The organism is Psychrobacter immobilis (genome assembly GCF_904846065.1).
GTDB classification, from domain to species: Bacteria; Pseudomonadota; Gammaproteobacteria; order Pseudomonadales; family Moraxellaceae; genus Psychrobacter; species Psychrobacter immobilis_H.
On the sequence record NZ_CAJGZV010000001.1, the window covers coordinates 2030096 to 2046339 of the forward strand.

14 protein-coding genes are annotated in these 16244 nt (G+C 44.0%); 6 read left to right on the forward strand and 8 right to left on the reverse strand.

All coding sequences use genetic code 11. From position 1 onward, the window contains the following. Positions 1–341: 341 nt before the first annotated feature. The 5 genes from JMW64_RS08345 to JMW64_RS08365 form a co-directional block, all read right to left on the reverse strand. A complete protein-coding gene (locus JMW64_RS08345) occupies positions 342–1154 on the reverse strand; it encodes an HpcH/HpaI aldolase/citrate lyase family protein (RefSeq protein ID WP_201554124.1) in 813 nt (270 codons plus the stop codon). A 220-nt stretch (positions 1155–1374) separates the two neighbouring features. After that, on the reverse strand, positions 1375–2139 hold the full coding sequence (locus JMW64_RS08350) for an SDR family oxidoreductase (RefSeq protein ID WP_201554126.1): 765 nt from the start codon (positions 2137–2139) through the stop codon (positions 1375–1377). A 169-nt stretch (positions 2140–2308) separates the two neighbouring features. Further along, on the reverse strand, positions 2309–3091 hold the full coding sequence (locus JMW64_RS08355; protein ID WP_201554128.1) for an SDR family NAD(P)-dependent oxidoreductase: 783 nt from the start codon (positions 3089–3091) through the stop codon (positions 2309–2311). A gap of 3 nt (positions 3092–3094) precedes the next feature. After that, positions 3095–4102, reverse strand: coding sequence for an NADP-dependent oxidoreductase (locus tag JMW64_RS08360; protein ID WP_201554130.1), 1008 nt, complete (start codon positions 4100–4102; stop codon positions 3095–3097). A 22-nt stretch (positions 4103–4124) separates the two neighbouring features. Further along, a complete protein-coding gene (locus tag JMW64_RS08365; protein ID WP_201554132.1) occupies positions 4125–5930 on the reverse strand; it encodes an acyl-CoA dehydrogenase in 1806 nt (601 codons plus the stop codon). A 201-nt stretch (positions 5931–6131) separates the two neighbouring features. On the opposite strand from JMW64_RS08365, the gene JMW64_RS08370 reads away from it, so the two are divergent. Further along, a complete protein-coding gene (locus JMW64_RS08370) occupies positions 6132–7154 on the forward strand; it encodes a GlxA family transcriptional regulator (protein ID WP_201554134.1) in 1023 nt (340 codons plus the stop codon). A gap of 32 nt (positions 7155–7186) precedes the next feature. Here JMW64_RS08370 and JMW64_RS08375 read toward each other — a convergent pair whose 3' ends face one another. Beyond that, positions 7187–8464 carry an LD-carboxypeptidase gene (locus tag JMW64_RS08375; RefSeq protein ID WP_201554136.1) on the reverse strand — a complete coding sequence of 426 codons (1278 nt, stop codon included), beginning with the start codon at positions 8462–8464 and terminating at the stop codon, positions 7187–7189. Between the two features lie 243 nt (positions 8465–8707). Between JMW64_RS08375 and JMW64_RS08380 the strand changes: the two genes are divergently transcribed. Next, a complete protein-coding gene (locus tag JMW64_RS08380; RefSeq protein ID WP_201554138.1) occupies positions 8708–9118 on the forward strand; it encodes a YkvA family protein in 411 nt (136 codons plus the stop codon). Positions 9119–9225: 107 nt separating this feature from the next. Here JMW64_RS08380 and JMW64_RS08385 read toward each other — a convergent pair whose 3' ends face one another. Together JMW64_RS08385 and JMW64_RS08390 are read right to left on the reverse strand one after the other, a co-directional pair. After that, a complete protein-coding gene (locus tag JMW64_RS08385; protein WP_201554140.1) occupies positions 9226–9531 on the reverse strand; it encodes a hypothetical protein in 306 nt (101 codons plus the stop codon). Positions 9532–9622: 91 nt separating this feature from the next. Beyond that, positions 9623–10180 carry a hypothetical protein gene (locus JMW64_RS08390; RefSeq protein ID WP_201554142.1) on the reverse strand — a complete coding sequence of 186 codons (558 nt, stop codon included), beginning with the start codon at positions 10178–10180 and terminating at the stop codon, positions 9623–9625. A gap of 328 nt (positions 10181–10508) precedes the next feature. On the opposite strand from JMW64_RS08390, the gene dnaQ reads away from it, so the two are divergent. The 4 genes from dnaQ (at position 10509) to JMW64_RS08410 (ending at position 16199) form a co-directional block, all read left to right on the forward strand. Beyond that, complete coding sequence (dnaQ, locus tag JMW64_RS08395) at positions 10509–12122, forward strand: DNA polymerase III subunit epsilon (protein ID WP_201554144.1); 1614 nt, start codon at positions 10509–10511, stop codon at positions 12120–12122. Between the two features lie 160 nt (positions 12123–12282). Continuing rightward, positions 12283–13965: a hypothetical protein gene (locus JMW64_RS08400; RefSeq protein ID WP_201554145.1), complete on the forward strand. Its 1683-nt coding sequence runs from the start codon at positions 12283–12285 to the stop codon at positions 13963–13965. Positions 13966–14215: 250 nt separating this feature from the next. Then, positions 14216–15241 carry an NAD(+) diphosphatase gene (gene nudC / locus JMW64_RS08405; RefSeq protein ID WP_201554146.1) on the forward strand — a complete coding sequence of 342 codons (1026 nt, stop codon included), beginning with the start codon at positions 14216–14218 and terminating at the stop codon, positions 15239–15241. A gap of 109 nt (positions 15242–15350) precedes the next feature. Further along, positions 15351–16199, forward strand: coding sequence for an RnfABCDGE type electron transport complex subunit B (locus tag JMW64_RS08410; RefSeq protein WP_201554147.1), 849 nt, complete (start codon positions 15351–15353; stop codon positions 16197–16199). Positions 16200–16244: the final 45 nt, after the last annotated feature.

Genomic DNA, 16244 nt, shown 5'->3' on the forward strand with positions numbered 1-16244 from the left:
TCAATTGGACGGACATGCATTTGCATAATAATTATTATTTAAATATATCTCAATGCATTTAAGGCCAGAAACGGCAAGTAAAAAATCAAAGACTCACCGCTTTTTAGGGAAAATACTAATCAAGTCATCAAATATAACTAATATTGCGGTGGATTTCGCTTACCCCTCGAGTAGGGGTAAGTGGTCAAAAGACCCTAATATTAGGGTGACCATATTCAGACTAAAAAATACGTTTACTTAATCCACCCTTAAAGTTATAATTTATTAGCTATCTTGAAGCCCTTATATATAAAGAGATACAGGTTAATGTAGTATTGCATATCTCAATAAAAATCGAGCGGTCAACATTGCCAAGGTTGGGGTTGACCATCTATCTCAAACACTGCCTGTCCACTGCGCTCATACTCTTCGACCACACGCTGAGCAAATGACAATGCTTTGTCAGTCGGCTTTAATGCCTGCTGGACGACAGCTACTTGTTTGGGATGAATACACAGCATTCCTGACATACCCATCTGTGACCATAAACTTACTCGGGCGCTTAGTCCTATCTCATCATTAAAATCAGGATAAACAGTATCAATCGGTGGGGACAATTGGTGCACTTTTGAAGTCAGAATAAATTGATAGCGGATTTGATTGGCGATGACATCCGCAGCAGGCGTACCTACTTGTACCCGCAAATCATTGCATAAATCTAAAAACCCATAACTAAACGCGGCTAACCCAACTGCTTTTGCCATACTATCGAGTTGATACAATCCAATGGCATTCTCAATCAAGGCAATTACAGAAAAATTAGTAAGCTGGTGCACGCTCTCAATATCTGATGCTTGTTCAGCTTTGGCTAACAACACACCAGCCAAATTAGGCATTTTCTGACAAAGCACGATGTCTTTAAAAAACTCTCCGCCCCCTGCTTTATTAATACGTAGCCAAATCGGCTGATAATCTGCACTGTCATGATATTGTTGTAACGCTGCACGGGCTTGGTCTTTATCCTCTAGAGCCACAGCATCTTCTAAATCTAAAATGACAGCATCTGCATTACTGGCAAAGGCTTTGGCTACTCTATCAATGCGAGTCGCTGGCACGAATAGCCATGTTTTATTTTGAGAGATTATATTTATTTTATGATTGGTCACTGAATTCATGCTTGATTCCCATATTATTCAAGTAGCTGTTAATACCTTTATTATGCCACTATATCGCTGATCCCCATTCAAAATTAGCGATTCACCCTATAGCACAAAACTAAGGCTACTTAGATATTCAATCAAAAAAAATCAAAAAAACCGCATGAAAATTAATCTCATGCAGTTCTTAATAGTCATGCTTTCTTTAACTGGTATTCTAAGTCTTCTGACTGGCTAACTAAGCCAACATACCACCATCGACAACGATAGTCGCGCCTGTGGTATAACTTGATGCATCAGACACTAGATACAACACTGTGCCAGCCATCTCGTCAGGATTCGCAACACGTCCTAGTGGAATAGCATGTAGCGCCATTTTTAAGACTTTATCATTGGTCGTCAAGGCAGAGGCAAACTTGGTATCTGTTAAACCTGGCAACAACGCATTGACGCGGATATTGAGTGGGCCACATTCTTTGGCAAAAGCTTTAGTCATGCTAATGACCGCTGCTTTGGTGATTGAGTAGATGCCTTGCTTGTCGCCTGCCACCAAGCCATTGACCGATGCGGTATTTAAAATCACGCCGCCGCCCTGCTCGCGCATCATTTTGCCAGCTGCCGTCGACATAAAGAAGTAACCACGAATGTTTACCTCAACCGTCTTATCGAAAGCGGCTAAATCCGTATCTAAGATATGGCCGTAGTAAGGGTTGGCTGCGGCGTTATTGACCAAGATATCGATTTGACCAAACTCGCTTTTAATATGTTCAAAAATCGCATCAATCTGTGCCATCTCGCCCACGTGGCAAGCAAAGGCACTGGCTTTGTGACCATCTGCGATGATGCTATCAGCAACTGCTTGGCAAGCATCGATTTTGCGGCTTGAGACGATTACATGTGCGCCTCTGGATGCCAATAAACGAGCAATAGATTCGCCAATACCGCGGCTTGCGCCAGTAACCAAAGCGACCTTACCGGTTAAATCAAATAAATCTTTCATCATTGTTCCTTATATTTTGAATTAGCTATTCAGTTTTCAATTTTTTATCGTAACCACTTAATAAATTATAGTCGAAAAACTGCAAATCCATTACAAGGCAGCTGAGCGTAGATAGTACACATAGTACATCGAGCGAGGCTAACACCGTAATGATTTAGCAGTTATTTGACTATTAAGCCAACATGCCACCATCAAGGGTAAACGCATGACCGTTCATAAAGCTGCTCTCATCACTGGCCAACCATGCAATCGCGCCAGATACTTCATCAACTTCACCCAAACGCCGCATTGGACTGGCGTTAATGGTCGCTTGCTGTGCACGCTCATTCATCGTTGCCATGGTATTGCGTACCATTGGCGTGTCGATAAAGCTTGGGCAGACCGCGTTAAAACGAATATTGGCGCGCGCGTATTCGTGAGCAGCGGACTTGGTCAGACCCATAACGCCGTGTTTAGCCGCACTGTAGGCTGAGATCATCGGTGCTGAACGCAAGCCAGCAATAGATGCTACGTTGATCACATGACCACCACCATTAGGTAGCATACAGTTGACGGCAGCACGCATACAGTGCCAAACACCTTTTAAATTCACGGCGATATTGCGATCAAAGTCATCATCGCTTAGCTCATGCATTGGCGAAGGCTTATGGTCGATACCAGCATTGTTTACCACCACATCTAGACCACCAAGCGTTTCTACTGCGAAGTCGAACAACGCACGCACTTCGTCACCACTGGTCACGTCTACTTTTTTGAAGACGACACTGTTACCAGCATCTTGAGCTTGCTTGGCAACCGCAGCACCCATCTCTTCTGCCATATCACCGATCACGACTTTTGCGCCGCGACTGGCCAGCAATAATGCGCTTGCTGCGCCGATACCTGAGGCACCGCCCGTGATTAAAATTCGTTTACCCGTTACATCTGATGCAATTCCGTTTGTATTCAGTGTCATGATCTATCCCTCTACCTTAAGTACCAGTTTGCCAAAGTTCTCACCTTTAAAGAGCATCATCAAGGTATCTGGGAACGTCTCGATACCTTCAACGATATGATCTTTTACTTTGATATCACCTGACTGAATCCAGCCAGCGATGTCTTTCATGGCGACTGGATATTCTTTGAGATTATCGAATACCACGATGCCTTCCATGCGGGCACGATTGACCAATAATGATAGATAGTTCGAGGGACCTTTGACTTCTGTGGTGTTGTTATACTGACTAATCGCACCGCAAATAACGATACGCGCATGCAAGTTTATTTGTGTGAGCACGTCATTCAAGATATCACCACCGACGTTGTCAAAGTACACATCGACTCCATCAGGACAGGTTTTCTTCAATGCTTTTTTCACATCTTCGTTTTTGTAGTCAATCGTTGCATCGAACCCAAGCTCATCGACTAAGAATTTACATTTCTCAGCACCGCCTGCGATACCAACGACACGGCAACCTTTGATCTTGGCAATCTGACCAACCAAGCTACCAACGGCACCAGCAGCGCCAGAGACGACAACAGTCTCACCTGCTTTTGGCTGACCTGTTTTTAGCAGACCAAAATACCCTGTCATACCCGGCATACCGAGTACGCCCAAGTAATAAGACAGCGGTGCTAGATTTGGATCGACTTTATGCAGACCAGTGCCATCACTGACCGCATAGGACTGTACGCCATTGTGACCCGCCACATAGTCGCCAACCGCAAAATTTTCATGCTTACTCTCAATCACTTCACCGACCGTACCAGCGCGCATGACTTCACCAATCTGTACTGGTGCGATATAAGATTTGGCATCGTTGAGCCAACCACGCATCGCCGGATCGATAGAGATATATTCAACCTTAATCAGCAGCTGACCATCGGTGATCGTCGGTATTTCTGTTTCGGTATAATCCCAAGTCTCGACACTAGGCTCGCCAACAGGTCTTGCTTTTAAGCGCCATTGTTTATTCATTTTTGTCATGTCTCTTTCCTTAGAGTTGTCTTTAGAACCATTCTGTTTGCATATCAGTGCAAACAGAGTTGGTGTTGGTTAATAATTCGATGTCGCGTTTAACTAATGGTAATTCCCAATCGATAAAATACTTTGCCGCTTGTATCTTACCTTTATAAAAATTCTGTTGCTCAGCATCTTGCGTGGTACTTAATAGCTGCTCAGCTTTACTCGCTTGACGAATCCAAATCCAGCTCAGCACAATCGAGGCAAAGATATTCATCAGTGCTTGCGCGTTGCCCGTCAATGTCACGGCTTCTTTGGTTTGTAACGCTTTGCTGAGATGCACCAATACTTCATTCAAGTGACCCATGTAAGGCATCAATTTACCTGCCAATTTAGCGCTCTCAGGTGTAGTGATATTTTCTAGATCCTGTGTGATTTCACGTTTGAGGATTTGAATACCCAGACCACCTTTTTGCCATAACTTACGAAATGACAAATCCAATGCCTGCACGCCATTCGTGCCTTCATGAATAGGATTTAGACGATTGTCACGCCAGAACTGCTCAGCCTGATACTCACGCGTATAGCCTGCACCACCCAATACTTGGATACCTAAATCATTGGCTTTTGGCCCATACTCAGATGGCCATGCTTTTAGTACTGGCGTGAGCAGGTCTAATAACTCTGTTAGCTCGTTTTTTAGGGTTTCGTCTTCACAAGTGTTGATACGGTCAATCAAGTTTGAGCCATATAGACATAATGAAATGCCGCCTTCAGAGTAGGCTTTTTGCGCGAGTAACATACGCTTTACGTCACCATGCTGAATGATAGCAGTAGCGGCATCTTCAGGTTTATTGTTCGGTGCAATTCGGCCTTGGGTACGGTCTTTGGCATAATCGAGCGAATACTGATAACCACGATAGCCAATCATCGATGCACCAAAACCAACCGCGATACGTGCCTCATTCATCATTTTGAACATGTAGCGCAAGCCAAAATGCTCTTCGCCGATGAGATAGCCATGGCACTCGCCTTCATCACCAAAGCTCAATGCCGTAGAGGTAGCACCTCTATAACCAAGCTTATGAATGAGTCCAGTCAAATGCACGTCGTTGCGCTCGCCAACAGACAAGTCATCGTTTAAGCGATACTTTGGCACCGCAAATAAAGAGATACCTTTGACACCGCCAGGACCGCCTGGAATTTTGGCTAATACCAAATGGACAATATTGTCAGACAGTTCGTGGTCACCTGCTGAGATATAAATCTTGCTGCCTTTTACGCGATACGAGCCATCGTCTTGTTTTACTGCAGTGGTTTTGATATCAGCAAGTGATGAGCCAGCATGTGGCTCTGTTAGTGCCATCGTTCCAGTGAATTCACCCGTCAGCATACGCGGCATAAAGGCAGCTTTGATATCATCACTGGCAAAGTGTGAGATAACATTGATTGCCGCTGTTGTCAAAAACGGATAGGCAGTCGTTGATGGGTTGGCTGCCATAAAGTAGCCTGCCACTGCTGTCATAACCGTTTCAGGTAACTGCATGCCGCCATCTTCAAAACTATAACGGCCCGCAATAAAGCCCGACTCACGAAACGCATCAAAAGCGACTTTGACATCGTTTATCATGCTGACTTTTTTGCCATCGAACTGCGGTTCATTCTTGTCTGCAACATGGTTGTGTGGCAAAAACAAATCGGTCGCGATCTTGTTTGCCGTATCTAATACCGCATCGAATGTCTCGCGGCTGTGTTCTGAAAATTTTGAATGCTCGGTTAAATTTTCAGTGCCCAATACATCATATAATTGGAACGGTAACTCAAAGTCATTGATTAGCGTATCTGCTGCCATAGTATTCTCGTTAACTGATTAAATTTGGTTATCAATCGATATTAATCTAATTTAACGTCTTACCGTATTGTCATTTATGACATAATTATGGTCAAATACGACATAAATAGCGTTTATATTTCGAGAATTCAGATAAAAAACTGATGCTTTTGGTTAGAAAATTAAATTTTGCTCAGCACAGCGAAAGGAAAATAGATATCTATGCCTTATTTCAAACCCTTTAAAGTCATCATCATCGGATTCGATGGTGTGCTCGGCAGTGCATTGACAGGCGCATTAGATTTATTCTCATTTACGGGTGTCAGTTGGCAACGATTTTTAGATGAGCCAGTAGAGCCAAGATTCAATGTGCAGATAGCAAGCGTTGGTGGCGTAGATATCAGATGTAGCAATCGATTAATCATGCAAGCGCATTGCGATATTCAGGACGTGGCGGAATGCGACTTGCTATTGATTCCGACGATTGGTGATTCAATCGATAAGGTACTGAGCCGAAATGCAGCGTTAATACCCCATCTAACGCGGTTGGCAGATACCAAGTCAGACATAGCCAGCAACTGTAGCGGTGCTTTCTTTTTGGCAAAGGCAGGATTATTAGATAATAGAATCGCCACCACGCACTGGGGCTACGCCAGTAAATTCAAGGCGGACTTTCCGCTCGTTGACTTACAAGAAAACCAGTTTGTCACGCACTCAAAGAGTAAATCAGACAGTCAGTCGGGTAATATATTTTGTGCGGCAGGTGGTAGTGCATTTTATGATTTGGGATTGTTATTAATAGAGCGTTACTGCGGACGTGAGATTTCTACTCAAGTAGCCAAAACCCAAATCATCGATAGTAAACGAGGCAATCAAAACAGCTATACCAACGTGACGTTGCACAAACCGCATTCAGACCAACTCATTAAGCAGCTACAAGAATTCATTGAGGAAAATTTTTATCAGACTATTCAGGTAAGCGGGTTGGCTACCATGGTCAATATCACCCCACGGACGTTGAACAGGCGCTTTCAGTCTGCTGTTGCTATGCGCCCGATTGAGTATATTCAGGCCGTCAGAATTGAGCAGGCAAAACGCCTATTAGAGGTGGGAGATGTGACCATAAAATCGCTTGCCGAGCAAGTTGGCTATGATGATATCTCTTCGTTCACACGCCTATTCAAACGCGCGACAGAGCTAACTCCCAAAGAATATCAAGATAAATTTTCGCGGTTAGCGATTTAGTCATGGCAATGCATAGTAGTAAATTTTAGCGTTTAAGTATTTTGCCACAAGCCTTCTGCTTGGATAGCATCAGCTTTAATGGTTGGATAATCGGTAAATGCTAGCTGATACCCGCCATCAGTATTAGGTGTTAGCTGACAAGTTGCACCGAGTGGAAAGCTACTCTTTTGTCCAATATGACCAAAGCGCATGCCGCTATAAATGGGTAATCCGGTCAATTCATGCAGTTGACGAATCACGGTGGCGACATCATAGCGCTTGTCATAGCTGTCCTCACCTGCACCAGATAATGCCCCAAACACAATCGCCTGCTGCCCTTTGAACACACCTGCGAGATATAAGTCATATAGCATGCGCTCGATACGATAAGGTTGCTCGCCCACGTCTTCCAAAAACACAATGCCGCCGTCAATACGTGGTAAATACTCACTACCCGCCAGCGCTGATACCACACTCAGATTACCGCCCCAAATTGTGCCAGTGATAGTTTTTGGCTCAGTACCTGTCAAGATGCTAGGGAGTTGCTGACTGGTTAGAGATGCGTCTGATATATTGATAGTGAGGTTAGGATTAGTTAACGATTCAACAAACTGCCGACAGCTGATCTCATCAGGTTTGGCTTTGCCAAATTCACTATAGAGCATCGGTGCTGCGAGTGAGCTCATATCACCCTTTGCCAATAGCGCACACTGAATAGCAGTCACATCACTAAAGCCCGCCAGTATCGTGCCGCGCTCCTGCATAATACGTCCTAGCGTCAACCAATCAATCATCGGTAATATGCGCATTGCACCATAGCCGCCGCGCACGCCGAGTAACAATTTTGGGGCGGCTATTGCACCAGTAGCGAGGTTTTGTAAATCACTGGCTCGCTGCGAATCCGTACCAGCAAAACGCAGATACTGCCGATTGGTAATCGTAGGATTATTTACTTTGAAACCTGCACAGGCCATACGCTCCAATGCCAATTGATTGCGGTCATCGCTACCGCCCACATTAGAGCTGGCAAAAAGTCGCGTTTCAATCGTTGGCGTAATACAGCGTGTTTGCGTGAGTGACGGCTGTGAGGATGAACGCTCACCCAATAACGCGGTTGGCAAATCATCCTTGGTGAGCTGCGGACTATTATTAGGGTCGATAGGGCTGGCGGCAAATACCTGAGAAACACCTTGCGTCGCCAATGCAGCAGTACCCGCACTGATACCTACTCGACGCAAAAACTGCCGACGGTTTAGCCCAGATGTTGTTTCAATCGCTGTATGCTCATTTTTGTTTCTATCATCTGTTAATAACTGACTCTTAAAAAACATCTCTCTCTGCCACCTTATCATTTTTATTTTAATATACTTTTGCATCATCTTTATTTTTGCAGTCTACTTGCTTAAACCGCACAGCAGCATATTGTAAACGCTTTTTTGGCTATGATAGTTGCCCAACCCTTGCCACTATTTAATTTTTCGCCATGCTACACCAAAAACCTAGCCCTATTGGCACATTCCGCGACTTTGTTGTAGTATGAGAATACCGATTTCGGTTAAATAAGGATAATAATAATGGCTGAGAAAGCGACTGATAAACAGAAAAAAGAGGACATATTGGATACTGATTTAGAGTACCTCATCAACGAAGAAGAAAAACTGCAAGAAAAGCTAAAAGACAGTAGCCATCTTGAGCGTTTTGCCAAAGATTTGATGCTATTCATGAGCTTGATTAAAGATTATTATCAAGGGAACTATCGCGATATTCCCTACAAGACCATTTCAGCAGGTGTGGTTGGACTGCTCTATACTCTCAACCCAATCGATATCATTCCAGACTTCATACCTTTTATCGGTCATATTGACGATGCGCTAGTCCTCACCTTTTGCTTGAAGTTGGTCGAAAAAGATTTGCAAAAATATCAAACTTGGAAGAAAAAACAAACCGCTATCAAAACCGCTACTGACTTAAAGAAAAACAAGTAACTTTATACAAGCTACCATCCTGAAATGATGGTTATAAAAAGCCACGACTGACAATCAATGTATCAGCCGTGGCTTTTTTATTCATTAATAGCAATTATTTATGTGAGTTAATCTGGAACATCATAACGCGCTTTTTCTGGATTGAGACCGAACGAATAGACAAAGGTTGCAACGAGGCTATTGATAATAATAAACGGCAAATCGATAGCAGCATGCCCAAGCGCATAGCGACCAATCAGCCACGAAACAATCAGCATAAGAATAAAGAAACCGCCTAAGTACGCCAAAATTGCAGGATGCTTTAGATTATAAGGTTGCTCAGGTTCAGGCTTCTTATCAAGTACATAGGTTCTGATTGCCCAACCAGCTGCATAAGAAAATCCGCCCAATACCACGTAACTAAAAAAATTCATATTGCTTAACTCTAATGACATATGGTTTATAGCAAAACACTGTTTAAAACAAAACTATCGATCATAAATTCTGTTTATGAGCCGTGCTTGCTTAGAGGCTCTCATTAACATTATCAATCACAATATTGGCATGTGGATTGGCTAAAATATCGGTATTAACATCATCACACTCAACACGATAGATGGTATTGGCACCGCGATAAATATAGGATAAGTATTCACTATCTAAGAGTGGATCGATATTGGCATAGACAGGCTTCACATGAGCCAGTACTAGCACTCGATCAGGACGCCCAATGACCGCATCGACATTGTCAGGGTCAATAGAGAAAAACTGCGGAATTTCGCTATTTTCAATCACTTCTAGCGGCTCAGCGTCATCCCAAACGCGCTTTGCACTTGCCGGCTCTTTCATCTGCATGACCCATGCACCATTTTGTTGGCTGACTTTTATCTGCGCGGGTTCATCATGACTGACGGTGTAGCAGCCTTCAAATACGGATAAATCTACTGCAGTTTCAACCTTTTTGGTATCGGCTTGAGTATTGCTATCATTACAAGCGCTCAAAAACAGCGCACTACTCGCCGTTATAGCGACCATAAGAGGCGTCAATTTTTTATAAAAAACGTTTGAGTATACCGACATCATAGGGTTATCCTGCATTCGAGCACATTAAGCATTCACAAGTTGATTTTTTATAAATAGACACTGCTGAGTGAGTAAACGAACAGAGATTCTTCACTATATAATTCGCTATATAAATAGACGCTTTATCGCAGCCAAGCTTATTTTAACAGAAAACTGTCACGTTACTATTATGATATGTGCTTTTACGATTTTGTGCACGGCAACTGCCCATAGCTGGGATAGATTTGCTATACTCAAACCTAAAATTGGTAGTGCTAGCCCGCAGAAAAATAGCGCCACTAAAACCGCATTGCTCCATGTTTATTATTCATTAGGTCAATAAGCTTTTATGTCAGACAATAACGCCATAGCACCACTTAATAGTCTTAACAGCGTCAATCCACTAGCAGCCAAGGCCAATACAACAGTTGCTTACACCGATGGCGCTTGTAAAGGCAACCCCGGTGCTGGTGGCTGGGGCGCGCACCTCATTTTTAGTGATGGACGTACACAAGATTTGTACGGCGGTGATAAAGAGACGACCAATAATCGCATGGAGTTGATGGGCGCAATACAAGCACTAACCCATAGCCCGCATGAGCACAACCTCGAGATTTGGACAGACTCAAGCTATGTCAAAAAAGGCATTACCGAATGGATAGAGGGTTGGAAAAAAAGAGGCTGGAAAACGGCAAGTAAAAAACCCGTCGCCAATCAAGACCTTTGGCAGCAATTAGACAAGCTATGCCAGCAGCGCGATGTTGACTGGCATTGGGTAAAAGGTCACGCAGGACATGCAGGCAATGAAAAAGCGGACGAGCTGGCAAACTTGGGCGTGACGTCCAGCAGTGAAGAATTATCGAGCATAGAGCCGGAAGACACGGCTAAAAAAAAAGGGCAAATAATGCCTAATACAGCGCAAAATTCTGCTCACGATGACTGGCTAAGTTTCGATCCACTGGGTCTGGATATGACAGATGATGAGCTTGACGAAGATGTCATAGACACTGATAACGATACAAACCCTGCCGATGAGATGATGAGTAAAGATGCTGTAATAGAAGCCGATCGCTATCAGCATAATGCTAGCAAACCAATGAGTAAAATAGAGATGCCGGAAACCCAAACGTCTATGACTGATGCGACGATAAATGATCATGTGCCTGCTACCGTTACTGGCATAGAAGAAGCTAATACACCAAAATTCGACGGCGACACCAGCCGTGCCAATCCGTATTTCATACCGCTGCTGCCCAAACCTATCCATCGTCATGAGTCTGATCGCCAGCTCATTATGGATACTGAAACCACAGGTCTTGATCCGTTAAAAGGCGACCGTATTATCGAAGTCGGTATCGTGGAGATGATCGGGCGTAAATTTACGGGTGAAAAGCTCCACGTTTATATCAATCCACAGCGCGGCATGGATGATGAAGTCATTCGTATCCATGGTATTTCTGAGGCATTTTTGACCGACAAGCCTACCTTCGATCAAGTTGCTCAGTCGCTCTATGATTTTATGGACGGCGCAGAAATCATCGCTCATAACGCCACCTTTGATATGAACTTCTTAAACATGGAGTTTGCCAAAGTTGGTATGAACGACTTTGCCGAGCGCGTACAAGTGACTGACTCGCTGGTCATGGCAAAGCAGCAATATCCTGGGCAAAAAAACACCCTAGATGCTTTAGTGCGTCGCCTAAATGTGGGGAAGCAAGATCGTACTTTTCACGGCGCCTTACTTGATTCAGAGATTTTAGCAGAAGTTTATCTGGCGATGACAGGTGGGCAGGTTACACTCGCCATCGAAGAAGACACGCAAACAGATGGTGGGCAGACAGCACACGCCAGTTTTGCCAATTTAGCGTCATTGTTGCTAGAGTCATCTACGGATGAAAATACCAACCAACAGTGGTATGCCGCGCTCGCAGAAGCGTATCCTGAGCTAAAAGCCAATATGTAGTTGCCGTATAAGTTGATGATATCAATCTTTGAGCAATAACATTTGTATAATATAGGCTTGACTATTGTTATATTAAGCATTAAAACATCAGCAGCAAGTGCTTTTTCGATCATCATTTAAACCATCGCCATTCTCATCAGTACATTATGGAAAAACACCTATGAACCAGTCTGCGCAAATGAAGTTAACGGCCCCAACGCTTAGTGTTACTGATTTCAATCTACCATCGCTACATTTGTTGCATGATGAGATCATCGTAACCTTAAAAGATACTGAGATTCATCTGAGTGAATTTAATGATGATAATAGTCAAGCCCCTTTATTATTAGATTCTATCACTGTGCTAAAGCAGCTGTCTTGCATCTTTGAGCTGATATCTTTGGTTGGTGCAGAGGCTTTGAATACCGCTATTGTCAATGGTTTACAGCGCCTCTATGATAATGGTAATAATAACGATACCAGCTTGATTATGGACTTATCAGAAGCCATTATGACACTGGATCGCTATATCGAGTTTGTGCTTTTGACAGAGTCGGTAGAGCCAACCTTGTTACTGCCTGTTATCAATAAACTCAACGCTCACGGGCAAGAAACTCCTATCACAGCAGACTATTTTGCAGCTTTTGGTAGCAGTAGTGTCATCATTGCCAACCCTGAACAGAACTTCCAACCACTTGACGAGCTTAACCTAGACACTGAACTACTAACTTATGCTTATCGTAGTGGTCTTGGAGTCGCTCTGCTCAATCAAGATGGCAACGTTAGCCCAGACGATCAGCAGAAACTTGACGCCATGAGTGCAGCGTGTGCTTTGATAGCATCGAACACCAGCAGTCTATTTTGGCAAGCGGCCACCGCAGCTGTCACGGACATTGCCACGATATTACCGCTAAATCTGAGTCAAAAACACACACTGATTTACTTAGAACAGCAATTCCAAAGCTACTTGCCTGTGATGGACAAACGTTTTGCTGATTTGGTCAGTTTTGCTTGCCAGCGTGACAGTGATGCAGCGCAACGACTACGCGAGCAATACGCCAGCAACCACTTGGAAAGCGCTCAACTTGAGCAAATGAAGCGTTTCTTATTCGGTCCTAATCGCGCCCTGACCGATACGCTGAACACCATCATTCAGACCCAAATTAATACCATCAAAGAAAATGTGGATAGCTACGCACGTGGTGATTCATTGAACCCTATCGATATGCAAACCGCACAGATTATCGAAGAGCTAACAGAATTGAGCTCAGCATTACGCTTGCTTGGTTTATCAAATGCAGCCAATAGTCTCAGCGTAGCAGCAGAAGCTGTTAGTCATTGGCAAACGCCCTCGCCTGATGATTTCGATCACTTGCTGTTGGCATTAATGCATGCTGAAAACGCCACCATTGCAATGGCAGAAATGCACACACCAGGGGCCATCTATTTGCCACTGAATAACCCGCATATCTCTTTACATCAGCTCAATACGGCTAATGATACTTTGATACAAGAAAGTCGTTCCGCTATTGCCAGTGCAGAACAAGCCATTAACGATTATTTGGCTGAGCCAGAGCGCGATATGCTCAATATCCAGAACATACCTGAGATGATGCGCCAAGTGGCAGGGGCTGTGCGCTTCTTACAGCTGCCAACACCTGCCAGCATGCTCAGTCAATTGGCCAATTATCTTCAGCAGCGTATCGAAGGTGGACAACGTATTGAAGACAATACGCTTGCCTGTATCGCTGATGTCATTATGGCCGTTGATCATCATCTAGATGGTTTTGAGCATAATCGTCCGGTCAGCAAACAAGCATTAGATGTGGGACAGCAGAGCTTGAGTCATCTACTCGCAGCCTAATTTTTATCATACTTAAGCACTAAAATGATATTTAAATGGCGGCTTTGCTGCCATAGCCCTTCATTTACATATAGTCAATCCCATATAATCTGGATATAAACAAGGTGAGTGAAACCACTACGAATAGTAGTGCTGAGCGAGCCTGACTGACACCGTATCCGAATGATATAGGATTGACTTTACTTCAATTAAAAAAAAGTCTGTATCAACACTGATGCGTACTGACCGTAACCGGTTTGGAATTTTACCTATGACCAGCGCTTTTGTATTTAGTGATGATACTGTTTTATGCCACCAGCGACCTAATGGATGGTGGCCAGTGCAGCTTGAATTACCCCCATCCGCTACACATTCAGATGAGGAGACCCAGCTTGCTTATCAAGTTGGTCATGTCACGCTACTCGAAAGCCTAGCACCGCGTCACTGGTCGCCTGATGTCAATCATACTAACGCGAGTGTAGATACTCTGAAGTATGCCGATATTTTAGAAAGTTCCGATACTCTAGAAAGTACCGACAGTTCGATTAATACTCTCCACACCTTTACTGCACAAGCGGCTAGCGCTATTACTTATGACTATGCAATTGCACATCATATTGCACTGCCCATCATCGCTGAGGGCAGTGGCAATGCGTTTGTTCCTTACCGCCAGCTGATTACTCAGTTGCCCGTGGCTTTGTCCGATCAGCTTAGCCAAGCGATACAGTTATTGCGCTGGCAAACAGATACACAGTTTTGTAGTCGCTGTGCTGCCCCAACCATTCATGCCAAACGAGATGAGCGTGCGATGGTCTGTCCAGTGTGCCGATTGCGCCAATACCCACGTGTACAACCCTGTGTCATCACGGCTATCACTCGCCCGAATCCGCAAACTGGTGAAATGCAGATTTTGCTAGCCCATCATCATCGTTATGGACAGCAAAAAACAGCGCCTCATTTATTACAGTCGCCACCACCGTTACTATACGGTTTGATTGCAGGCTTTGTAGAAGTGGGTGAAAGCCTAGAACACGCGGTAGTGCGTGAAGTGGCAGAAGAGGTAAATATCAGCCTATCAGATATTCGTTACGTCAGCAGTCAGCCATGGCCATTTCCGTCTAATTTAATGCTAGGCTTTCGCGCGTCTTATGCAGCTGGCGAAATTGTTATCCAAGAAGATGAGCTGTCGCACGCCGATTTTTTTGATCTGTCAAATTTACCAAAAATACCCTCAAAAGGTAGCATTGCTTACGAGCTGATCGCACAAATTGCCAATGAGCAAGGTATTTTGCTTTAATCTATAATATCAATGCAGCATTTATCAATATCGTTATTATCCTATTATTCTAATGTCAGCGCTCAGAGTACACTTAGCACTTAGCACTGATATCAAGGTTTTAAAGCATATGCAAAGCACCACTAGTAAAAATAGCACCCACATCCGTCTCACCAATTTGCCAATCTTGTTCGACACTTTGCATATAGAGCGCTTACCTGCGGACATACAAGCGAAAATCTCATATATTGATGCTTGTCTACCGCAAACACAATGTGGACTTTGCGAGCACCCAGACGGCTGCTTACCTTATGCCGCCGCTATTGTGCTTGACAATGAGCCATACAATAAATGTGTACCCGGTGGTCAACCCGTTACCAATGCCATTGCTCAAATCATTAATATAGATAGTCATGAAGCGATACTTAGCGCGGCGCCTTCTCAGTGGCCAATAGATGCGACCTCTGAACGTCCGACTGAGGTACGTGCGGTGATCCGTGAAGATGATTGTATCGGCTGCACCAAATGTATACCTGCCTGCCCAGTCGATGCTATTGTCGGTACTGGTAAGCACATGCATACTATCTTTACGAATTTATGCACGGGCTGCGAGCTTTGCATCGCTCCTTGTCCAGTTGACTGTATCGACTTGGTCACTGTTGAACGGGAGCTGTCTAGCTCTGGACGTACCACAGAGCAAGAAGATTTAAGACAGCGCTATCATACTCATTTAAGACGCGTTACCGAACAGCTGGCTGATAGTAGCAATAGTAGACCTGTGGTCAGCATGGTTGAAGCAAAACTGAACAATGCCGCTAGTCAATCGTTGAATATCAGCGAAGCGCAGGCAAAAAACACCATTGCCGCAGCGAAGCTTCGTAGTAAAATTAAAAAACTAGAAAAGCAGCTAAGTGTCCGTCCAAATGAGAGCAAACAAGTAGAGCTTGACGCGTTGCAAGTAGAGTTAAGTCAGCTTTAATAGCGTAATTATCATTTGTTAGACAGTCTACCCAACATCGCTAAA